This is a genomic window from Klebsiella sp. GB_Kp056, from assembly GCF_040064755.1.
GTDB classification, from domain to species: domain Bacteria; phylum Pseudomonadota; class Gammaproteobacteria; order Enterobacterales; family Enterobacteriaceae; genus Klebsiella; species Klebsiella quasipneumoniae.
Window position 1 is genome coordinate 16,861 of record NZ_JBEAJA010000062.1, and the last position, 21,165, is coordinate 38,025.

22 protein-coding genes are annotated in these 21,165 nt (G+C 58.3%); 12 read left to right on the forward strand and 10 right to left on the reverse strand.

The window, feature by feature from the left end; all coding sequences use genetic code 11:
* The first annotated feature begins 84 nt into the window (after nucleotides 1-84).
* The 10 genes from rimK to ABLV52_RS21840 all read left to right on the forward strand — a co-directional run bounded on the left by rimK (nucleotide 85) and on the right by ABLV52_RS21840 (nucleotide 10,096).
* Entirely contained in the window at nucleotides 85-987 is a 903-nt protein-coding gene (gene rimK / locus ABLV52_RS21795; RefSeq protein WP_023288981.1) for a 30S ribosomal protein S6--L-glutamate ligase, read from the forward strand.
* Between the two features lie 88 nt (nucleotides 988-1,075).
* Complete coding sequence (locus tag ABLV52_RS21800) at nucleotides 1,076-1,555, forward strand: YbjN domain-containing protein (protein WP_002896365.1); 480 nt, start codon at nucleotides 1,076-1,078, stop codon at nucleotides 1,553-1,555.
* Nucleotides 1,556-1,903: 348 nt separating this feature from the next.
* Nucleotides 1,904-3,016 (forward strand): spermidine/putrescine ABC transporter substrate-binding protein PotF, encoded by a 1,113-nt coding sequence (gene potF, locus ABLV52_RS21805; protein WP_023288982.1) that lies wholly within the window; start codon nucleotides 1,904-1,906, stop codon nucleotides 3,014-3,016.
* A 161-nt stretch (nucleotides 3,017-3,177) separates the two neighbouring features.
* Complete coding sequence (potG, locus tag ABLV52_RS21810) at nucleotides 3,178-4,311, forward strand: putrescine ABC transporter ATP-binding subunit PotG (protein WP_044521950.1); 1,134 nt, start codon at nucleotides 3,178-3,180, stop codon at nucleotides 4,309-4,311.
* 10 nt (nucleotides 4,312-4,321) lie between these two features.
* Nucleotides 4,322-5,275 carry a putrescine ABC transporter permease PotH gene (gene potH, locus ABLV52_RS21815; RefSeq protein WP_004201331.1) on the forward strand — a complete coding sequence of 318 codons (954 nt, stop codon included), beginning with the start codon at nucleotides 4,322-4,324 and terminating at the stop codon, nucleotides 5,273-5,275.
* The gene (gene potI / locus ABLV52_RS21820; protein WP_023288984.1) at nucleotides 5,272-6,117 is read left to right on the forward strand and encodes a putrescine ABC transporter permease PotI; all 846 of its coding nucleotides are present in this window, start codon (nucleotides 5,272-5,274) and stop codon (nucleotides 6,115-6,117) included. Before potH ends, potI begins: the two co-directional genes overlap by 4 nt.
* Nucleotides 6,118-6,174: 57 nt before the next feature.
* A complete protein-coding gene (locus ABLV52_RS21825) occupies nucleotides 6,175-6,663 on the forward strand; it encodes a YbjO family protein (protein ID WP_023288985.1) in 489 nt (162 codons plus the stop codon).
* Between the two features lie 41 nt (nucleotides 6,664-6,704).
* Nucleotides 6,705-7,832 (forward strand): 23S rRNA (uracil(747)-C(5))-methyltransferase RlmC, encoded by a 1,128-nt coding sequence (gene rlmC / locus ABLV52_RS21830; RefSeq protein ID WP_032455246.1) that lies wholly within the window; start codon nucleotides 6,705-6,707, stop codon nucleotides 7,830-7,832.
* Between the two features lie 78 nt (nucleotides 7,833-7,910).
* Nucleotides 7,911-8,627, forward strand: coding sequence for a response regulator transcription factor (locus ABLV52_RS21835; RefSeq protein WP_023288987.1), 717 nt, complete (start codon nucleotides 7,911-7,913; stop codon nucleotides 8,625-8,627).
* A complete protein-coding gene (locus ABLV52_RS21840; RefSeq protein ID WP_101977932.1) occupies nucleotides 8,624-10,096 on the forward strand; it encodes an ATP-binding protein in 1,473 nt (490 codons plus the stop codon). Before ABLV52_RS21835 ends, ABLV52_RS21840 begins: the two co-directional genes overlap by 4 nt.
* A 69-nt stretch (nucleotides 10,097-10,165) precedes the next feature.
* Here the strand turns inward: ABLV52_RS21840 and artJ are convergent, their stop codons facing one another.
* The 7 genes from artJ to yahO all read right to left on the reverse strand — a co-directional run bounded on the left by artJ (nucleotide 10,166) and on the right by yahO (nucleotide 15,221).
* Nucleotides 10,166-10,897: an arginine ABC transporter substrate-binding protein ArtJ gene (artJ, locus tag ABLV52_RS21845; RefSeq protein ID WP_004201336.1), complete on the reverse strand. Its 732-nt coding sequence runs from the start codon at nucleotides 10,895-10,897 to the stop codon at nucleotides 10,166-10,168.
* Between the two features lie 183 nt (nucleotides 10,898-11,080).
* Nucleotides 11,081-11,749: an arginine ABC transporter permease ArtM gene (gene artM, locus ABLV52_RS21850; protein WP_004201338.1), complete on the reverse strand. Its 669-nt coding sequence runs from the start codon at nucleotides 11,747-11,749 to the stop codon at nucleotides 11,081-11,083.
* Nucleotides 11,749-12,465 (reverse strand): arginine ABC transporter permease ArtQ, encoded by a 717-nt coding sequence (gene artQ, locus ABLV52_RS21855; RefSeq protein ID WP_023288989.1) that lies wholly within the window; start codon nucleotides 12,463-12,465, stop codon nucleotides 11,749-11,751. Before artQ ends, artM begins: the two co-directional genes overlap by 1 nt.
* Nucleotides 12,466-12,471: 6 nt before the next feature.
* Nucleotides 12,472-13,203, reverse strand: a complete 732-nt coding sequence (gene artI / locus ABLV52_RS21860; RefSeq protein WP_002896390.1) for an arginine ABC transporter substrate-binding protein ArtI — start codon at nucleotides 13,201-13,203, stop codon at nucleotides 12,472-12,474.
* Between the two features lie 20 nt (nucleotides 13,204-13,223).
* Nucleotides 13,224-13,952, reverse strand: coding sequence for an arginine ABC transporter ATP-binding protein ArtP (gene artP, locus ABLV52_RS21865; RefSeq protein WP_032428704.1), 729 nt, complete (start codon nucleotides 13,950-13,952; stop codon nucleotides 13,224-13,226).
* A 226-nt stretch (nucleotides 13,953-14,178) separates the two neighbouring features.
* A complete protein-coding gene (locus tag ABLV52_RS21870) occupies nucleotides 14,179-14,694 on the reverse strand; it encodes a lipoprotein (protein ID WP_023288991.1) in 516 nt (171 codons plus the stop codon).
* A gap of 254 nt (nucleotides 14,695-14,948) precedes the next feature.
* On the reverse strand, nucleotides 14,949-15,221 hold the full coding sequence (gene yahO, locus ABLV52_RS21875; RefSeq protein ID WP_023288992.1) for a DUF1471 family periplasmic protein YahO: 273 nt from the start codon (nucleotides 15,219-15,221) through the stop codon (nucleotides 14,949-14,951).
* A gap of 361 nt (nucleotides 15,222-15,582) precedes the next feature.
* Here yahO and ABLV52_RS21880 point away from each other — a divergent pair, with 361 nt between their 5' ends.
* Nucleotides 15,583-16,722, forward strand: coding sequence for a GGDEF domain-containing protein (locus ABLV52_RS21880; protein WP_023288993.1), 1,140 nt, complete (start codon nucleotides 15,583-15,585; stop codon nucleotides 16,720-16,722).
* A 31-nt stretch (nucleotides 16,723-16,753) separates the two neighbouring features.
* Nucleotides 16,754-17,584 (forward strand): N-acetylmuramoyl-L-alanine amidase, encoded by an 831-nt coding sequence (locus ABLV52_RS21885; RefSeq protein WP_348890926.1) that lies wholly within the window; start codon nucleotides 16,754-16,756, stop codon nucleotides 17,582-17,584.
* Here the strand turns inward: ABLV52_RS21885 and ABLV52_RS21890 are convergent.
* The 3 genes from ABLV52_RS21890 to ltaE form a co-directional block, all read right to left on the reverse strand.
* Nucleotides 17,581-18,594 (reverse strand): NAD(P)-dependent oxidoreductase, encoded by a 1,014-nt coding sequence (locus tag ABLV52_RS21890; protein WP_002896399.1) that lies wholly within the window; start codon nucleotides 18,592-18,594, stop codon nucleotides 17,581-17,583. The genes ABLV52_RS21885 and ABLV52_RS21890 overlap by 4 nt on opposite strands.
* Before the next feature lie 87 nt (nucleotides 18,595-18,681).
* On the reverse strand, nucleotides 18,682-20,124 hold the full coding sequence (locus ABLV52_RS21895) for a DUF2867 domain-containing protein (RefSeq protein ID WP_348890927.1): 1,443 nt from the start codon (nucleotides 20,122-20,124) through the stop codon (nucleotides 18,682-18,684).
* Between the two features lie 10 nt (nucleotides 20,125-20,134).
* Nucleotides 20,135-21,136 (reverse strand): low-specificity L-threonine aldolase, encoded by a 1,002-nt coding sequence (gene ltaE / locus ABLV52_RS21900; RefSeq protein ID WP_023288996.1) that lies wholly within the window; start codon nucleotides 21,134-21,136, stop codon nucleotides 20,135-20,137.
* Between the last annotated feature and the right edge of the window lie 29 nt (nucleotides 21,137-21,165).

A 21,165-nucleotide genomic window follows, 5' to 3' on the forward strand; every position in this document is an offset into this window, starting at 1 on the left:
GTATCCGACGCTGGCGGCAGGAAAGGTGGAAGTGTGTTCGATAGCTGAGGCCCGCCAGTGCGGGTCTTTTTGCAGAGGTGCAGGATGAAAATTGCCATATTATCCCGGGATGGAACGCTTTATTCATGTCGACGCCTGCGCGAAGCGGCGCAACAGCGCGGGCATCAGGTCGAGATCCTCGATCCGCTTTCCTGTTATATGAACGTCAGCCCGGTGGCCTCTTCGATCCACTATAAAGGGCGCCAGCTGCCGCACTTTGATGCGGTGATCCCGCGCATTGGCTCGGCGATTACCTACTATGGCACCGCGGCCCTGCGTCAGTTTGAGCTCCTGGGAAGCTATCCGCTGAACGAATCGGTCGCCATCACCCGCGCTCGCGATAAGCTGCGCTCGCTGCAGCTGCTGGCGCGCCAGGGCATCGATCTGCCGCTGACCGGCATCGCTCACTCCCCCGATGACACCAGCGATCTGATCGCCATGGTCGGCGGCGCGCCGCTGGTGGTGAAGCTGGTGGAGGGCACCCAGGGGATCGGCGTGGTGCTGGCGGAGACCCGCCAGGCGGCGGAGAGCGTGATCGACGCCTTTCGCGGGCTGAACGCCCACATCCTGGTGCAGGAATACATTGCCGAGGCGAAAGGCTGCGATATTCGCTGCCTGGTGGTCGGCAATGAGGTGGTGGCGGCGATCGAACGGCGGGCGAAAGAGGGCGATTTTCGCTCTAACCTGCACCGTGGCGGCATGGCTACGGTGGCGCAGATTAGCGATGAGGAGCGCGCCATTGCCATCAAGGCGACGCAAACCCTGGGCCTGGACGTCGCCGGTGTCGATATTTTACGCGCCACCCGCGGGCCGCTGGTGATGGAGGTGAATGCCTCGCCCGGACTGGAAGGCGTGGAAACCACCTCCGGCGTGGACATCGCCAGCAGGATGATCGCCTGGATCGAGCGCCAGGCGACACCGGAATTCTGTTTGAAAATAGGCGGCTAACCGCCGGATGCAAGACTGTCATGGTATGCGGCGCTTTTTTTGCGTAAGCTATGGCGTCGTTTTTCCACTGTAAGAGGTCACAGGCACTATGGATTCACTGGTCGTTCCAGGTCTGGATACGCTACGTCGCTGGCTGGATGAGATCGGCATCAGCTTTTTTGAGTGCGATTCCTGTCAGGCATTGCACCTGCCGCATATGCAGAATTTCGACGGTATTTTTGATGCCAAAATTGACCTGGTGGATAACGTGGTGCTCTTTTCCGCCCTGGCGGAGGTGAAGCCGTCTGCTTTGCTGGCGCTGTCGGCGGATCTCTCGGCCATCAACGCCAGTTCGTTAACCGTGAAGGCGTTTATCGACATTCAGGACGATAATTTGCCCAAGCTGGTGGTCTGCCAGTCGCTGTCTATCGGCCCCGGGGTGACGATGGAGCAGTTCGCCTGGTTCTTCCGCCAAAGCGAGGAGCAGATCTCGATGGTAATCCTCGAAGCCGGCGCCAATCAGCTGCTGTACAAAGGCGAAGAAGAAGAGCCGGCCGCAGAAAACGTGCAATACCATTTTCTTCACTAAACCTGCCTAAAATTAGCGCAGCCACTACCGCAGCGGCTGCGTATTACCCGCTTTTATTCTGCATTTAACCTTTCTTTAAAGCATTATTCACCGCCATTCAGGCCGTTTTGGCTTATCACGTAGACCGTTATTGCATAAAAATTTGATAAAAGGCGTTTTTTTACCTGGGCTATAGCCTCTTATTCTGGCTACAGTTATTCTGGCGATGCTTCCAGTTGCGAGCAACCACTCCGGGAGAGATCCGCTCTCCTTTTCTCAGGCAATGAAAAAATATGCATGATTTTTGCATGCGTAGAAATGCGTATATTTGAGCCCGTAAGTTAACGGGCGTTGAGAAGGAAAAGAGATATGACCGCCTTTGGTAAAAAATGGTTAACAGGTCTGGTTACGGGTGCGCTGATGGCCGTCTCTGCCGGTTCGCTCGCCGCCGAACAAAAAACCCTGCATGTCTATAACTGGTCTGATTATATTGCGCCGGACACCGTGGCCAATTTCGAAAAAGAGACCGGGATTAAAGTCGTGTATGACGTTTTTGATTCCAATGAAGTGCTGGAAGGTAAATTAATGGCCGGCAGCACTGGTTTCGATCTGGTGGTGCCATCGGCCAGCTTCCTTGAGCGCCAGCTGGCGGCGGGCGTGTTCCAGCCGCTGGATAAGAGCAAGCTGCCTAACTGGAAGAATCTCGACCCCGAAGTGCTGAAGCTGGTCGCCAAGCATGACCCGGAGAATAAATACGCCATGCCTTACCTGTGGGCGACGACGGGCATTGGCTACAACGTTGATAAAGTGAAAGCCGTCCTCGGCAAAGATGCGCCGGTGGACAGCTGGGATCTGGTGCTGAAGCCGGAGAACCTTGAAAAACTGAAAAGCTGCGGCGTCTCCTTCCTCGACGCGCCGGAAGAGATTTTCGCCACCGTGCTGAACTACCTTGGCAAGGATCCGAACAGCAGCAAAGCGAATGATTACACCGGTCCGGCCACCGATCTGCTGCTGAAGCTGCGGCCGAACATTCGCTACTTCCACTCTTCGCAATATATTAACGACCTCGCCAATGGCGACATCTGCGTGGCGATCGGCTGGGCAGGGGACGTCTGGCAGGCGGCGAACCGCGCGAAAGAGGCGAAGAACGGCGTCAACGTCTCCTACTTTATTCCGAAGGAAGGCGCCCTGGCGTTCTTTGACGTCTTTGCGATGCCGGCCGACGCTAAGAATAAAGATGAGGCCTATCAGTTCCTTAACTATCTGATGCGCCCGGATGTGATCGCCAAAATCAGCGACCAGGTGTTCTACGCCAACGGCAACAAGGCCTCTACGCCGCTGGTCAGCGAGACTATCCGTAACAACCCGGCGATTTATCCGCCAGCGGATGTGTTCGCCAAACTGTTCACGCTGAAGGTGCAGGATCCGAAGATCGACCGCGTGCGCACCCGCGCGTGGACCAAAGTGAAGAGCGGTAAATAAACTCTGACGGCCCGGTAAGCGGGCCGTATCAGAACGGCACTCGCCGGGAAATGGCAGCGCGCCCGGCGAGCAGAAGCACCAGGATGGTGCACCTGCACTGTTAAGCATGAAGTATGGCACCGGACCATATGGTGATCGTTTTTTTGCCGGAGAGCACCCGATTGAACGACGTAATGCCCCGCCCACAGGCGAAAGCCCCCAAAGCGCTGACCCCGCTGCTGGAAATCCGTAACTTAACCAAGTCGTTTGATGGCCAGCACGCTGTCGACGATGTCAGTCTCACTATTTATAAAGGCGAAATTTTTGCTCTGCTGGGCGCATCAGGCTGCGGGAAATCGACCCTGCTGCGCATGCTGGCGGGCTTTGAGCAACCGACCGCCGGACAGATTATGCTCGACGGCGTGGATCTGGCGCGCGTACCGCCCTATCAGCGGCCTATCAATATGATGTTCCAGTCCTACGCCCTGTTTCCCCATATGACCGTTGAGCAGAATATCGCTTTCGGTCTGAAGCAGGATCGTCTGCCTAAGGCGGAAATCACCGCCCGGGTGCAGGAGATGCTGGCTCTGGTGCACATGCAGGAGTTCGCTAAACGTAAGCCGCACCAGCTCTCTGGCGGTCAGCGCCAGCGCGTCGCGTTGGCGCGCAGCCTGGCGAAACGACCAAAGCTGCTGCTGCTCGACGAGCCGATGGGGGCGCTGGATAAAAAGCTGCGCGATCGCATGCAGTTGGAGGTGGTGGATATTCTTGAGCGCGTTGGCGTGACCTGCGTGATGGTGACTCACGATCAGGAAGAGGCCATGACCATGGCGGGCCGTATCGCCATCATGAACCGCGGCAAGTTTGTGCAGATTGGCGAACCGGAAGAGATTTACGAGCACCCGACCACCCGCTACAGCGCCGAGTTCATCGGCTCGGTGAACGTCTTTGAAGGGCTGGTGAAAGAGCGTTTGGAAGATGGCCTGGTGCTGCGCTCGCCGGGACTGGTGCATCCGCTGAAGGTCGACCCCGACGCCTCGGTGGTGGACAACGTGCCGGTGTGGGTGGCGCTGCGTCCGGAGAAGATCATGCTGTGCGATGAGCCGCCGGCGGATGGCTACAATTTTGCCGTCGGCGAGGTGATTCATATCGCCTATCTGGGGGATCTCTCCATCTACCATGTGCGCCTGCAAAGCGGGCAGATGATCAGCGCCCAGCTGCAGAATGAGCACCGCCATCGGAAAGGGACGCCCACCTGGGGTGACGAGGTGCGTTTATGCTGGGATGCGGACAGCTGCGTTGTACTGACGGTGTAAGGAGAGGGCGATGAGTACCGTTGAATCCCCGTCAGGGGCGAAAAAACCGGGCGGCTTCGCGCTGTGGGCGGCGCGCCTGCAGATGGCGCATGGCCGCAAGCTGGTGATCGCGCTGCCCTATCTGTGGCTGATCCTGTTGTTTATGCTGCCGTTCCTGATCGTGTTCAAGATAAGTCTTGCCGAGATGGCGCGGGCGATCCCTCCCTACACCGATCTGATGGAGTGGGCGGATGGTCAGCTGACGCTGACCCTTAACTTTGCCAACTTCCTGCAGCTGACCGACGATCCGCTCTATTTTGAGGCTTATCTGCAGTCGCTGCAGGTGGCGGGCATCTCGACGCTCTGCTGCCTGCTGCTGGGCTATCCGCTGGCCTGGGCGGTGGCGCACAGCAAGCCGTCGACGCGCAATATTCTGCTGTTGCTGGTGATCCTCCCGTCGTGGACGTCGTTTTTGATCCGCGTCTATGCCTGGATGGGACTGCTGAAAAGCAACGGGGTGTTGAATAACTTCCTGCTGTGGCTAGGGGTTATCGATCAGCCGCTGGAGATCCTGCACACCAACCTGGCGGTATATATCGGTATCGTCTATGCCTATCTGCCGTTTATGGTGCTGCCTATCTACACCGCGCTGACCCGCATCGACTATTCGCTGGTGGAGGCCTCGCTGGATCTCGGCGCCCGGCCGCTGAAGACCTTCTTTCAGGTGATCGTTCCGCTCACCAAAGGGGGGATTATCGCTGGCTCCATGCTGGTGTTTATCCCGGCGGTGGGGGAGTTCGTGATCCCGGAGCTGCTGGGCGGGCCGGACAGCATCATGATTGGCCGCGTGCTGTGGCAGGAGTTCTTTAACAATCGTGACTGGCCGGTGGCTTCGGCGGTGGCGATTGTCATGCTGCTGCTGCTGATCGTGCCGATCATGTGGTTCCATAAGCACCAGCAAAAACAGATGGGAGAGCAGGGATGAACGACTTGCCGGTAGTACGCTCGCCGTGGCGCATTCTGATCCTCGTGCTCGGGTTCACCTTCCTCTATGCCCCGATGCTGATGCTGGTGATCTACTCCTTCAATAGCTCAAAGCTGGTGACGGTCTGGGCCGGGTGGTCAACGCGCTGGTATAGCGAGCTGTTCCACGATGACGCGATGATGAGCGCGGTGGGGCTCAGCCTGACTATCGCCGCCTGCGCGGCGACGGCGGCGGCGATCCTTGGCACCATTGCCGCGGTGGTGATGGTGCGCTTTGGACGTTTTCGCGGCTCCAACGGCTTCGCGTTTATGATCACCGCGCCGCTGGTCATGCCGGACGTGATCACCGGGCTCTCGCTGCTGCTGCTGTTCGTGGCGCTGGGACATGCCATCGGCTGGCCGTCGGATCGCGGGATGCTGACCATCTGGCTGGCGCACGTCACCTTCTGTACCGCCTACGTGGCGGTGGTGATCTCCTCGCGCCTGCGTGAGCTGGACCACTCGATCGAAGAGGCGGCGATGGATCTGGGTGCCGCGCCGCTGAAGGTCTTCTTCGTCATCACGCTGCCGATGATTATGCCAGCGGTGATCTCCGGCTGGCTGCTGGCCTTCACGCTGTCGCTGGATGACCTGGTGATCGCCAGCTTTGTCTCCGGTCCCGGGGCCACGACCTTGCCGATGCTGGTTTTCTCCAGCGTGCGCATGGGGGTCAACCCGGAGATTAACGCCCTGGCGACGCTCATCCTCGGCGTGGTCGGCGTTGTTGGTTTTATCGCCTGGTATTTGATGGCCCGCGCAGAAAAGCAGCGAGTGCGCGATATCCAGCGTGCAAGACAAGGCTGAACCACCTAAAATCGGTACAGCAGCCTCCGGTCGGCGCCACTCTGTGGCGCCGTTTTCATGGAAGACATTACGTTGGGATTGTTTACGAAAACTCGCTCATCGCATGCCCGCCTTAACGTCCCTGCGCTGGTGCAGGTGGCGGCCTTTGCGATTATTTTGATTCGCGGTCTGGATCTGCTGATGATCCTCAATCTGTTGGGCCTGCAGGGGCTGAACGAATTCATACACCGTAGCGTCCAGACCTGGAACCTGACGCTGGTCTTCCTCGGCAGCCTGGCGCTGGTGTTTATCGAAATCTGGTGCGCCTTCTCGCTGGTGAAAGGGCGCAACTGGGCGCGCTGGGTTTATCTGCTGACGCAGATGATAGCCGCCGGCTACCTGTGGGCGGCGTCGCTGGGCTACGGGTATCCGGAGCTGTTCAGTATTCCCGGCGAATCCAAACGGGAGATCTTCCACTCGCTGGTGATGCAAAAACTGCCGGATCTGCTGGTCCTGACGCTGCTGTTTGTGCCAGCGACCTGCCGTCGGTTTTTCCGCCTGCAATAACGGTGATACAATCCCCGCCCCTGGAATTTTGAAGGTCAATTATGCATTGCGCACTCTACGACGCCGGCCGCTGCCGTTCCTGTCAATGGCTGGAACGGTCGGTTCCGCAACAGCTCGCCGATAAAATGGCCGACCTGCGCACGCTGCTGGCGGCAATCCCCGTCGCCGACTGGGGCGAGCCGGTCAGCGGGCCGGAGGCGGCTTTCCGTAACAAGGCCAAAATGGTGGTCAGCGGCAGCGTGGAGCGTCCGCTGCTGGGGATGCTGCACCGCGATGGCACCCCGGTGGACCTCACCGACTGCCCGCTCTATCCCGCCGAGTTTGCGCCGGTGTTTGCCGGCCTGAAGCCCTTTATCGCCCGCGCCGGGTTAACCCCCTACAACGTCGCGCGCAAGCGCGGGGAGCTGAAATATCTGCTGCTGACCGCCAGCCAGCAGGGGGAGATGATGCTGCGCTTCGTGCTGCGCTCAGAGGCCAAGGTGGCCCAGCTGCGCGCCGCGCTGCCCTGGCTGCAGGCACAGCTCCCGCAGCTCAAGGTGATCACGGCGAATATCCAGCCGGTGCATATGGCAATCATGGAAGGCGAGCAGGAGATCTTCTTCACCGAACAGCAGGCGCTGGGCGAGGTCTTTAATGAGGTGCCGCTGTGGATCCGTCCGCAAAGCTTCTTTCAGACTAACCCGACGGTAGCCAGCCGGCTGTACGCCACCGCCCGCGACTGGGTGCGCGCGCTGCCGGTCCAGCATATGTGGGATCTGTTTTGCGGCGTCGGCGGTTTTGGCCTGCACTGCGCGACGCCGGCGATGCGCCTGACCGGGATAGAGATAGCCCCGGAAGCGATCGCCTGCGCCAGGCAGTCTGCCGCGCAGCTGGGGCTCGGCAATCTGCATTTTCAGGCGCTGGACTCCACGCGGTTCGCCACGCATGAAGCGGATATCCCGCAGCTGGTGCTGGTCAACCCGCCGCGACGCGGCATTGGCCCTGAACTGTGCGACTATTTAAGCCGCATGGCGCCGCCCTACATTATCTATTCCAGCTGTAACGCCCGCACCATGGCGACCGACATTGCCCGTCTTAGCGGCTATCGCGTCGAGCGGGTCCAGCTGTTTGATATGTTCCCTCATACCGCCCACTACGAAGTGCTGACCCTGCTGGTCCGCGAAGTTTAAACAAAATGTGAAGGCTTTGCGCCGCCGAAATCGGGTAAGCTTGACGCAGCATGTTTTGTTATTGGTGGGGGGAATCTAATGGCCAAAACCATTCTGCTGGTGGAAGATGATGAGGATATAGCCACGCTGCTGCGGCTCAATCTGCAGGATGAGGGCTATCAGATTGTGCATGAGGCTGATGGCGGCCAGGCCCTCGCCCGACTGGAAACGCGGGTCTGGGATGCGGTGATCCTCGATTTGATGCTGCCCGGTGTCGACGGCCTGGAGATCTGCCGGCGCATCCGCCAGATGACCCGCTATCTGCCGGTGATCATCATCAGCGCTCGCACCAGCGAAATGCACCGTGTGCTGGGCCTGGAGATGGGCGCCGACGACTATCTGGCGAAACCCTTTTCGTTACTGGAGCTTATCGCCCGCGTTAAAGCGCTGTTTCGTCGCCAGGAGGCGATGGGGCAGAACCTGCTGATGGACGCCGGGCGCCTGTCCTGCCATGGTCTGAGCATCGATCCGCTGTCCCGCGAAGTGAGGCTGCGCGGCGAGATGGTGGACCTCACGCCGCGCGAATTCGAGCTGCTGTATTACTTTGCCCGCCATCCCGGGGAGGTGTTTTCCCGGCTGGCGCTGCTGGAGCAGGTCTGGGGATATCAGCATGAGGGCTATGAGCACACGGTCAATACCCATATCAACCGCCTGCGCAGTAAAATCGAACGTGACCCGGCCGAGCCGGACATCATTCTGACCGTCTGGGGAAAAGGCTATAAGTTCGCCCCGGTGACCCAGGAGGCCGCCCCGTGATCCGCCGCCTGAGCCTCAGCCAGCGGCTGGCGCTGGTGGTGGTCTCCCTGCTGATGCTGTGCGCGGCGGCGGTGTGCGCCGTTCAGTTACACAGCAGCGCGCAGTATGGCAACGCCATGGTGCAGCGCCTCTCCGCCGGGCTGGCTCAGCAAATTGTGGCCCGCGAACCGCTGCTGGACGCCCACGGCGAGGTCAACCGGCAAACCCTGAAGTCGCTGTTTGACCGCCTGATGACCTTTAATCCCAGCGTGGAGCTCTATCTGCTGTCGCCTGATGGCGACCTGCTGGCCGATGCGGCGCCGCCGGGCCATATCCAGCGCCAGCGGATCGACATGGCGCCGGTACAGGTTTTTCTCACCGGCAGTACGTCGCCGGTGTATGGCGACGATCCCCGCAGCCTCGACGGGCGAAAAGTCTTCAGCGCCGCCCCGCTGCGCGTCGACGGCCAGCTGCGCGGCTACCTGTATATCATTTTGCAGGGGGAGACCTTTAATCAGCTGGCGGCTGACGCCTGGCAAAAAACGCTGTGGAGCATTGTTCTGTGGACCCTGCTGCTGGTGGCCCTGTTTGGTCTGCTGGCGGGAGGCCTGGCATGGTTCTGGGTTACCCGGCCTGTCCGCCAGCTCACCGCCCAGGTGGCGGCGAACGATCGGGACAGCATCAGCGCCATCAAAACCCTGGCGGCCCGCACACCGGAGCCACAGCCCGGTAACGAGGTAGCGGTTCTTGAGAACCGCTTTATTGACCTTGCCCGGCAGATAGCCGGTCAGTGGGATCGGCTGGCCGACAGCGACCGCCAGCGCCGCGAATTTGTGGCCAATATTTCCCACGATTTGCGCACACCGCTAACTTCGCTGCTGGGGTATCTGGAAACGCTGACCCTGAAGGACGAAAGGCTGACCGCCGAGGAGCGCAGGCAGTATCTCACCATCGCCCTGCGCCAGGGCAACAAGGTGCGCCATCTTTCACAGCAGCTGTTTGAGCTGGCGCGACTGGAGCACGGGGGCATTAAGCCGCAGCGCGAGCGTTTCGCGATGGGGGAGCTGATTTCCGACGTGGCGCAGAAGTTTGAACTCACCGCCCGCACGCGCGAGGTGAACCTGCAAATTGATGTGCCGGGGCCGTTGCCGCTGATCAACGCCGATGTGTCGATGATTGAGAGGGTGGTGACCAACCTGCTCGATAACGCGATGCGGCATACTCCCGTCGGCGGGGAGATCCGTCTGGCGGTCTGGCAGGAGAATCAACAGCTCCAGGTTGAAGTGGCAGACAACGGAACGGGCGTCGATGCCGCGCTGCGCGATGATCTGTTCCAGCGGCCGTCGGCGTTGTCTACCCAGGCGTCGCGGGAGGATCGCGGTGGGTTAGGGCTGCTGATTGTGAAACGGATGCTGGAGCTGCACGGGGGCGGGATCCGGCTGGTGGAATCGGTAAGCGGGGCGCGGTTCAGGTTCTTCGTGCCACTTTGAGAAATTGCCGGGTGGCGGCTACGGGGACGGAGCAGGCCGGGTAAGCGCAGCGCCCCCCCGGCAAAAAAGTTACTCCGGGAACCACTGGTTGCTGATTTTCTGGTAGGTACCGTCGGCTTTAATCGCCTTCAGCGCGGCGTTCAGTTTCTCCAGCAGCGCCTTGTTATCCGGGCGCACGGCAATCCCAAGGCCGGTGCCAAAGTATTGCGGATCGGTTACTTTCGGCGTGGCTGCCCCCAGCTGCGGGTTGGTTTTCAGCCATTCGTTGACTACCGCCGTGTCGCCGAACACGCCGTCGATACGGCCATTTTTCAGGTCGATAATCGCGTTCTGGTAGCTGTCATAGGCGACGGTCTTCACCTCAGGATGTTTATCCTGCAGATATTTCTGGTGGGTGGTGCCGTTTTCCATGCCGATCCGTTTGCCTTTCAAATCATCGAACGAGTGGAACGCGTCTTTTTTGGCGATCACCAGCGCGGAGTTGGCGTAGTACGGGTCGGTGAAGGCCACCTGCTTGCTGCGTTCCGGCGTAATATCCATTCCGGAAATCACCGCGTCATACTTCTTAAACTTCAGCGCCGGGATCAGGCTGTCAAACGCGTGGTTGGTAAAGGTGCATTCTGCCTGCATTTGTTTGCACAGCGCATGGGCCAGATCGATATCAAAGCCGACAATCTGGTTATTCGCGTCCATCGATTCAAACGGCGGATAGGTCGCGGACACGCCGAAGCTGATTTTCTCCGCGGCGGCGGCGCCGAAGGTGAACGTGGTGAGCAGTGCAGCCAGAACTAACTTTTTCATCGTGGAACTCCCGTCTGTCAATCTTATGATTATTCGCCGTGTCTGCGGCATAGGGTGACAATGCCATTAAATGAATTTGTATTCAATAAAAATGATTAACTATTTTATTTGATATAAAAAAAGACGGACAGGTATTAGACTTGTCCGTCTTGTTGTTCGCTTATTATGCAAATACGCCAGGCGCTAGTTACGCCGTTCGAAAGCTAGCGCTTTGCGCTCCACCAGGCGCATCAACAGGGTCAGCAACCCGTTGACGATGAGATAAATAATCCCGGCGGCGCCGAACACCATCACGTCGTAGGTCCGTCCGTACAGCAGCTGGCCGTGACCCATCACTTCCATCAGGGTGATGGTGTAGGCCAGAGAGGTACTTTTGAACACCAGCACCACTTCGTTGGAGTAGGACGACAGCGCGCGTTTAAAGGCGTACGGCAGCAGGATCGCCAGGGTATCCTTTTTACTCATCCCCAGCGCGCTGCACGACTGCCATTGCCCGTCGGGGATCGCCCGGATGGCGCCGTAAAACAGCTGGGTGGTATAGGCGGCGCTGTTAAGCGACAGGGCGATCAGGGCGCACAGCCACGGCTCGGAGATAAGATGCCACAGCCATGGATATTCCTGCAGCGAAGGAAACTGCCCGGGGCCATAGTAGATCAGGAAGATCTGCACCAGCAGCGGCGTACCGGTAAACAGAGTGATGTAGCCGCGCACTATCCACACCAGCCCCGGCGTCTTCAGCGTCAGGATAATGGTAAAGATCAGCGACAGGATCAGCGCCACGATAATCGACGCCACGGTCAGCGTCAGGCTGGTATGCAGGCCTTTCAGCAGTTCGGGTAAGTAGTCGAGCATCAGCCTGGTCTCCGTTCGAAGCGCGTCGCACGCTGGTCAATCCGCTTAAGGATGTATTGACTCAACAGGGTGATGACGAGATAGATTGCTGCGGCAATGATATACCAGTTAAAGGGCTCCTGAGTGCGGGTGGCGATGCTTTTGGTCTGCAGCATCAGATCGTTGACGCTGATCAGGCTCACCAGCGCGGTGTCCTTCAGCAGCACCAGCCACTGGTTGCCGAGACCGGGCAGGGCATGGCGCCACATCTGCGGCATCACCAGGCGGAAGAAAATGGCCGCTTTCGACAGCCCCAGCGCCTGGCCGGACTCCCACTGACCCTGCGGAACGGCTTTCAGCGCGCCGCGCAGCGTTTGCGAGGCGTAGGCGGCATACAGCAGCGACAGGGCGATCGCCCCGCAGAGGAACGGACTGACGTCAAAGTTCTCAATCTGCATCTGCACCGGGATCTGCGTGAACCCGAGCGGGATGGTGAAACCGTCAGAGAGCGTCAGCAGCAGCTGGGACGAGCCGAAATAGATAAACAGCACCACCAGAATTTCCGGTAGGCCGCGCAGAATGGTCACAATGCCGGTTGCAAGCCAGGCTACCGGGCGCCATTTCACTGACTCCAGTACCGCGAAGAGCATCGCCAGGACGAGGCCGATGGCGAGCGCGCAAACGGCAAGGCCGACGGTCATCCCGGCGGCGCTTGCTAATGGAAAAATTTCGTTCATTCAGTCTTACTTCTGGAACCATTTGTTATAGATGGTCTGGTAAGTGCCGTCTTTCTTCACTTTTTCCAGCGCAGCGTTAAATTTCTGCTGCAGGTCGGTGTTGCCCTGACGCACGGCAATGCCCAGCCCGGTGCCGAAATAGGCTTTGTCGGTCACTTTATCGCCCACGGCCGCCAGCTTCGGATTGCTCTTCAGCCATTCGGTGACCACGGCGGTATCACCGAAGACCGCGTCAATACGACCGTTCTGCAGATCCAGCTTCGCATTCTGGTAGCTGTCGTAAGGCACGGTGGTGATTTCCGGATGTTTATCCGTGATAAATTTCTGGTGGGTGGTGCCGTTCTGTACGCCCACTTTTTTGCCCTTCAGCTGGTCAATGCTGGTGAACTTGCCCTGCTGACCGACGAACAGCGCCGAGTTGTCATAATACGGGGTGGAGAACAGGACCTGCTTTTCACGCTCAGGCGTGATGTCCATCCCGGCCATGACCGCGTCGAAACGGCGGAATTTCAGGCCCGGGATCAGGCTGTCAAAGGCCTGGTTGGTAAAGGTACAGGTGGCGTCGATCTCTTTACACAGCGCGTTAGCCAGATCCACATCGAAACCGACGATCTGGTTGTTGGCATCCACCAGCTCAAACGGAGGGTAGGAGGCTTCGGTGGCGAAACGAATGGTTTGCGCGGCGGAAGCGGAGAGGCTCATGCCTGCGAGCAGGGCGGCAATCAGTACTTTTTTCATCGTCATTTCCCCGAAAAACATCAATGTGAAAGATAGTTTTTAAACGCGTCAGTTTGCGGATGCGTGAAGCAGGAGGCATCCCCTTGCTCGACGATATGGCCATTTTCCATATACACCACCCGGCTGGCCGTCTTGCGCGCCACTTCAACTTCATGGGTGACGATAACCTGGGTGATGCCGGTTTCAGCCAGCTCGCGGATAATGCTAACGATCTGGGCGGTGATTTCCGGGTCGAGCGCCGCGGTAGGCTCATCGAACAGCAGAACCTGCGGCTCCATCATCAGCGCGCGGGCGATCGCCACACGCTGCTGCTGACCGCCGGATAAATGCAGCGGGTAACGATCGCTGTAGGGCTTCAGACGCAGGCGCTCCAGCAGCTTCTCTGCGCGAGCCAGCGCCTGATCCTTGCTTAACCCCAGTACGCGACAGGGGGCCTCGATCAGGTTCTGCTGTACCGTCAGGTGCGGCCACAGGTTGTACTGCTGAAAGACCATGCCGACGTTCTGCCGCAGTTCGCGAATCGCTTTATCGGACGGCGCTCTGGTGAAGTCGAAATGGTTACCGGCGATGGTTAATGAACCGGAACGCGGCATCTCCAGCAGGTTGAGTACGCGCAGCAGCGAGCTCTTCCCGGCACCGCTGGGGCCGAGCAGCACCAGCGTTTCCCCCTGCGGGCAATCCAGCGTGATGTCGAACAGCGCCTGGTGCGCGCCGTAGAAGCAATTAATGCCGTTTAGTTTAATACTCATCTGGGCAGTCTGATACGAATAGCTATTGAGGCCGCAAATACTACCTTTGGCAGAATAGTTATGCAATATTTATGCGTTAAAAGTTAAATCTAAACCACGTTTAGCTTTAAAGTTAGCACAAAATATTGCCTGGTGGGTGAGGGGGGAGTAAATGTCGGCATTCTCGGGGCGAATACCGACATTTTACCGGGGTTATCGTTTCAGCGACGTCGCTTCAACTCCGGAACTAACGTTTCTCCAGACTCTGTCGCAACGTCCCGGCCGGCGCGTGGCTGTTGTTGCCGAGATAGCGAACGTCATCGACGGCCCAGCACTGTCCTTCCTGGATCATCAGCACTTCGTCTTTCCAGCTCTGGGTTCCCTGCTTCAGCTCCACGCGCAGCGGAATGTTGCGCGCATCGCGATTAGGGATGGTTGAGGCGCTGGCGACGACGGCGCTGTCCGCCGGGGTGCTGCTGCTGGAGAACAGGTTAGCCTGCAGCAGTTTGCTGTTGGCCGGATCCTGACGGGCGTCATTGAGTAACTTCGCCAGGCCGTCGCTGAGATAGGGGCGCAGCGCCGCCGGATCCTGCGTACGGTTCTGGAGCTGGGTGTCGTAGAATTTTTGCGCTACGTCGTCAGGGCCGCCTTCGACACAGGGGCCGCTGCGGGTGCCATTATCTTTATAGGCCGGGGTGACGGTCGTACAGGCGCTGAGCGCCAGCGCGCAAGGGAGAAGTGCTGCAAGAAGTTTGTAGCGCATGATGATTTCCTTATAAGCGAACTACGTTTTCAGTTTCCGTTAAAGCATAGCGTATAGCGTGCGGATTGTACTTGACGCAAAGAGCTAAGACCTTGATGTGACTACGGCCTTAGGGCAGGACATCGACAGGGGAGATCGCTGTATGATATTAAGGCAGGAAAATCTGGGGGCCGTTTAAAAATAAACAGACTTTTTGGGCAAACAAGAAACATTACCCGGGCAATATGATAATGTTTCTTGAAATATAAGATTAATTACTTCTTCTTATAGATGTTAGCGGAGATGTGCAGTTTTTTATCGGTATTACCGGAAGAGAGCACGATAACGTCTGCGCCTTTCTCATCGGCCTTTTTAATCAGTTCTTCACGGGCATCGCTGGGTGCAGTCTGACCGGTAGAAGAAATGGTACCGATTTTAGTATATTGCGTATGGACCTTATCGAAGGCTTCTTTCGTTAAAATTTCTGCAGAGAAGGCGTTCGCCGTTAAAAACAATGCTGCACCTGCCACTAAAGCTGCATATTTCATATTTTTAGACTCCATTGTTTATCTTGCTATCATCATGCTCTTGTTTTATCTCACCAATGAGCGGTTTCAGATTGTACTAACACCGTTTTTTTTTCAAGTGCAATACTGCAATTTTATGACGGTTAGTTAACTCTTTTTTAAAGAAAAGATGACGTATTTCGCATTGATAATGCTTGCTTTTTTTTGCCGGATACACATAGGGAGAGGACCAGACCCTTTTCATCTGACGTTAGCAGAAAATCAGCTTAAGGCGCCGGGGCAGAAAGGGGGGCAGCGTTGACAGACATTCCCGGAAACATGGTTTATCATAAAGCAAAGCAGGGTCTGCGCCCATGGTCATGCAGGTCACCAGGGAGATAAGATGTTAACAAATAAGCAAGAGGGCGTCCGCCAGCTGCGAACCGAGCTGTGGGCCACCAGAGATAATGTCCAGCGCCATGCGCTATCCATGAGTATGCCCTGGCTGGCCTTTGTCAATATCGCTTTTGCGTTAATGGTTTTCTTCCGCAATTTTATCTTTACTCATTTTGATAAGAAGCTGTTAACGCACCAGGCGGTTATTCCTTATGTCGAAGTCGCGCTGATCGCGGTTATTATTATTTCGGTAATTTTAGCCATTATTGCCGTCACGCCGCGCCTGGCGCAGGGGCGCTATACGTTGAGCATTATCACCGGCCTGCAGCTGGCACTCAGCCTGTGCTGGTCCCTGAGTAATTACTGTTTCATCTTTTTCTGGACACTGCCCTTCGCCTGGCCGCTGCTGGTGATATTAATGACCACCGGCCTCGCCGCGCTGTATCACCATTGGCCCGGCATTATCGCTTTTTTGCTTCCGCTATGGGGAACCGCCCTGCTGGCGGGACTACAGATCCACCCTCACACTGAGGTCCGCTTTTTGATCCTGTGGGGCATTTTTACGGCGATTTTACTCTATGGCAGGCGTATTCTTAAGCGCTGGTATGATGAGGCCTGGAATACGCATCAGGAAAATATGCGGCTTATTCAGCGGCTGGAAAGCATTGCCAACCAGGATGCATTAACCGGGACCGCGAATCGCCGGGCGCTGAATGCCTATCTGGCGGAGATTTGGCAGCAAAAAACGCCGTTGGCGCTGATGATGATCGACGTCGATTACTTTAAGCGTTACAACGACCACTATGGCCATCAGGCTGGCGACGATTGCTTATCGACTGTCGCCCAGGTGCTTAAAATGGCGGTACGGGCAGAGGGCGATCTGGTCGCCCGCTACGGCGGCGAAGAGTTTGTCATCGCGCTGCCCGGGGTTTCCTTAGCGCGAGCCACCTCCATTGCCGAGCGCATTCAGCAGAAAATTAGCGAGGCGGCGATCCCCCATGAGGCTTCGGCGGTGGCCTCGGTGGTGACCGTCAGTATGGGGGTCGTCGCCTCCGACGGCACGGTTCCGATGGAGACGCTGATCGCCCGGGCGGACAGCGCGCTGTACCAGGCGAAAAATAAAGGACGAAATCGATGGTCTTATTAACCCGGAGACGCTGCCGGGCAAGGATGAAACAATGACACGGATTGCGCTGATCGCGCTGCTGGCGTTACTGCTAAGCGGCTGTGCCGGCGAAAAAGGGATTATCGATCGCGATGGATACCAGCTGGACACCCGCCATCCGGCGCAGGCGGCCTATCCGCGAATAAAAGTGCTGGTGATCCACTATACGGCAGACAACTTTGATACTTCTCTGGCGACCCTGACCGATAAAGAGGTCAGCTCCCACTATTTAATTCCTGAACAGCCGCCGCGCCACCATGATAAACCGCGGATCTGGCAGCTGGTGCCGGAAGAGGATCTGGCCTGGCACGCCGGTGTCAGCTACTGGCGCGGCAGCACGCGCATCAACGATACTTCCATCGGTATTGAACTGGAAAACCGCGGCTGGCAGAAGACCGCGGGAGGTAAAAGCTTTACCCCCTTTCACCCGGAACAGATCGCAGCCCTGATCCCGCTGGCGCGCGATATTATCACCCGCTACCACATCGCGCCGCAGAACGTGGTGGCCCATGCCGATATCGCCCCGCAGCGCAAAGACGATCCGGGGCCGTTGTTCCCCTGGCAACAGCTGGCGCAGCAGGGGATTGGCGCCTGGCCGGACGAGCAGCGGGTGGCTTTTTATCTGAACGGGCGGCCGCCCATTGAGCCAGTGGACCCTGAGGTGGTGCTGGATTTGCTGGCGCGCTACGGCTATCAGGTCACGCCGGAGATGACTCCCGCGCAGAAGAAACGGGTAATTATCGCCTTCCAGATGCACTTCCGCCCCCAGCGCTGGGATGGCGTAGCGGATGCGCAAACCGAAGCGATAGCCGAGGCGCTGTTAGAGAAATATGGCCAGGGTTAGCGGTGAAGTTTACCGTGGTCGCGCAACCAGGCGGCGGTACGCACAATCCCGTCGTCCAGCGTCACCACCGGCTGATAGCCCAGCTCATCCTGCGCGCGCGTGATATCGAGCGTAAAATCAAAATTAAGTTTAGAGACGCCATAGTGGGTAAAGGCCGGCTCTTTGGCCGTTTTATCGCCAAAACGCTCCATGCTGCGGGCGATAATATCCAGCATCGGGTAGGGAACTGAACGGATCCGGCATTTGATGCCCAGCTCATCGATCAGTTTCTGCACGATGCTGCGCAGAGTGCGCGGTTCGCCATTGCTGATATTCCACGCGCGGGCGGAGGGAAGATGATCGCAGGCAGGCTGGCTCGCCAGCCACATCGCGTGGACGGCATTTTCATAATAGGTCATATCGACCAGCGCGCTGCCGCCCCGCGGCAACAGGACGCTGCCGTAGTGCTGCATCATTTGCGCCAGCCGGGGAATAAAGACTTTATCGTGCGGCCCGAACAGGCTCTGCGGGCGCAAAATGGTAAAACGGGTGTGCGGGTTGGCCTGCGCCAGCAGGTTGATCACCTCTTCGCTGGCCGCCTTGCTGCGGGCAAACTCATTGGCGAAGCGGTGCGGGCGGAAATCTTCCTGAATATCGCGATGGTGGTGATAATCAAAATAGAGCGAGGGCGAAGAGATATGGACGAAATTGCGTACGCCCCATGCTACCGACCATTCGCCGAGGCGGCGGGTGGCGCGGACGTTAGCGAGATCGAAAGCCTGCTGCGTGCCCCAGGGCGAGGTGAAACTTGAGCAGTGCCACAGGGTATCGATACCGGCGAGCATCACTTTAGCCTGCGAAGAGACCAGCTCGGTTAAATCTGCCGGGATGAATTCCGCCCCCATTTTGCTCAGAAGCTTACCCATCGCTTCGTTGCGCCCGGTCGCTCGCACGCTGATGCCCTTGTTGCGCAGATATTCCACTGCGTTGCGGCCTAATCCGCTGGTCGCACCGGTAACCAGTACCTTCATATTACTCTACTGTCCCAGAAAAGAATTTCGTGCGCATTTTTCCGTGATTCTCCCGACTATGCAATGAGAATCATGAAAGAATAATGCTTATCCTTCGACTCTGCCTGAGATTTGTTCGGCCAACCGGGCGATGCGTTGCGCCATACCGCGGAAAATAAACAGGTGCGCCGGGATCATCAGCAGCCAGTAGACCAGGCCCGGCATACCGTGCGGGTGCCACCAGGCGCGGACGTCCAGTTCACGACGATCGCCTTTATCGTTAATGGTAAAGCTTAACCGGCCCAGTCCCGGCGCTTTCATGCCGAACAGCAGAGTGAGCTGTTTTTCTTCCTCCACGATAATCACCTTCCAGCTGTCGACCGTATCGCCGGTCTGCAGATAGTCGCGCTGCGGTCGCCCTTTGGCCAGCCGGTGGCCGACCAGCAGATCCATCGCGCCGCGGGTTTTCCACAGCAGATTGCCGAAAAAATATCCCTCTTTACCGCCGATTTGGTTAACGACCTGCCACAGGGCTTTGCGGCTCGCCTGAGTGGTGATGGTGCAGCCTGCCTGTTTCGGATAATAGCCATACTCCGGTCGCCAGCGGGCGAAAGCCTGGGCGTCGTAGCCCCAGTCGCTGGAGTTTACCAGCTGCTCTTCTTCTTTCAGGGTGCGGCGAACCGCCTGATCGAAGGGGATCAGCGTTTGCGGGATCAGCGCCCGCAGCGTCCGGTCATCGGCGATCAGATCGTGCTTCAACCCCTGAATTAGCGCTTTGGCGATGGTCGGCGGCACCGAGGTGATGACATTGAGGAACCACACCGAGATCCAGCGCGTCGGCAGGGGAATCGGAATGAGCGGGCGGTGTTTGCCGCTGACGGCCATAAAGCGAATGAACTGCTGCTGATAGCTTAACACCTCCGGACCGGCGGCTTCGAAGACGCGGTGCGCGTCGGAAGGATGATTCAGTAGCTCAACGAGGTCAACGAGCAGATTTTCCAGCGCGACAGGGGTGGTACGCGAACGCACCCAGCGCGGGGGGGTCAGCACCGGCAGGTTATAGACCATGTCGCGCATCACCTCGAAGGCGGCGGAGCCGGCGCCGACGATAATTCCGGCCCGCAGCTCGGTTACCGGCACGCCCGACTCGCGCAGGAGATCGCCGGTGACCTGACGAGCGCGCAGATGGTCGGACTGCTCCTGCGCTGGAGCCTGCAGCGAGCTGAGAAAGATAATCTGACGCACCGGCGTCTGGCGCAGGGCATCGCGAACATGCGTCGCCACCCGACGCTCATGGGCGATAAAATCGCCGCCTTCGCCCATGCCGTGTACCAGATAGTAAAGGGTATCGATACCTGTGAGCAGCGCAGGCAGAGCCTGCGGCTGATTGAGATCGACTGACCGGCAGGTGACGCCGGGCAAAGCGAGTTTTTGCAGTCGGTCGGTATGGCGCGCCGCCGCCAGCACCGGATAACCCCGCGCGCTTAATTCGCGGACTAAATGTTGACCAATATAGCCGCTGGCGCCGAGCACCAGAACCGATTGCGGCACGCCTGACTCCTTAGCGTTGTAAAAAAGCCTGCCAGTGGGCGACCACTTCGCTCAACTGCTGACGATTGACATCCAGGTGAGTGACCAGACGGACGATTGGCGAGGCGTTGATCAGCACGCCGCGCGCCTGCATAAACTCGCCGAGCGCCCGGGCCTGTTCATCACCGACGCGAACGAACAGCATGTTGGTATCGTGACGGGTGACGTCGGCGCCGATGGCGCGCAGCTGATCCGCCATCCACGCGGCGTTATCATGATCCTCCTGCAGGCGCTGCACGTTATTTTTCAGCGCGTACAGCCCGGCGGCGGCCAGAATGCCCGCCTGGCGCATCCCGCCGCCGACCATTTTCCGCCAGCGAACGGCGCGGCGAATATACGCCTCACTGCCGACCAGCAGCGAGCCAACCGGGGCGCCAAGCCCCTTTGACAGGCAGATGGTGAAGGAGTCGCAGTACTGGGCGATATCGCGCAGCTCACAGCCGTAGGCGACCACGGCGTTAAAGATGCGCGCGCCGTCGACGTGCAGCGCCAGATCGCGCTGGCGGGTAAACGCCCAGGCTTCCTGGAGATAGTCGCGCGGCAGCACCTTACCGTTATGGGTGTTTTCCAGGCTCAGCAGGCGGGTCGGGGCAAAATGGATATCGTCAGGTTTGATTTTCGCTGCGACTTTATCCAGCGGCAGCGAGCCGTCCGCCGCGGCGTCAATCGGCTGCGGCTGAATACTGCCGAGAACCGCCGCCCCGCCGGCTTCGTACAGATAGTTATGCGCCCCCTGGCCGACGATATACTCTTCGCCGCGCTGGCAGTGGCTGAGCAGGCCGACGAGGTTGGCCTGGGTGCCGGTGGGCAGAAACAGCGCCGCCTCTTTGCCGGCCAGGTCGGCGGCGTAGCGCTGAAGTTCATTGACGGTAGGGTCGTCGCCATACACATCGTCCCCGACCGGGGCGGCCATCATGGCTTCCAACATGGCGCGCCCGGGACGGGTAACGGTATCACTGCGCAGATCGATCACGGCTTTTCCTTGTTCTGGTTCAGAGTATT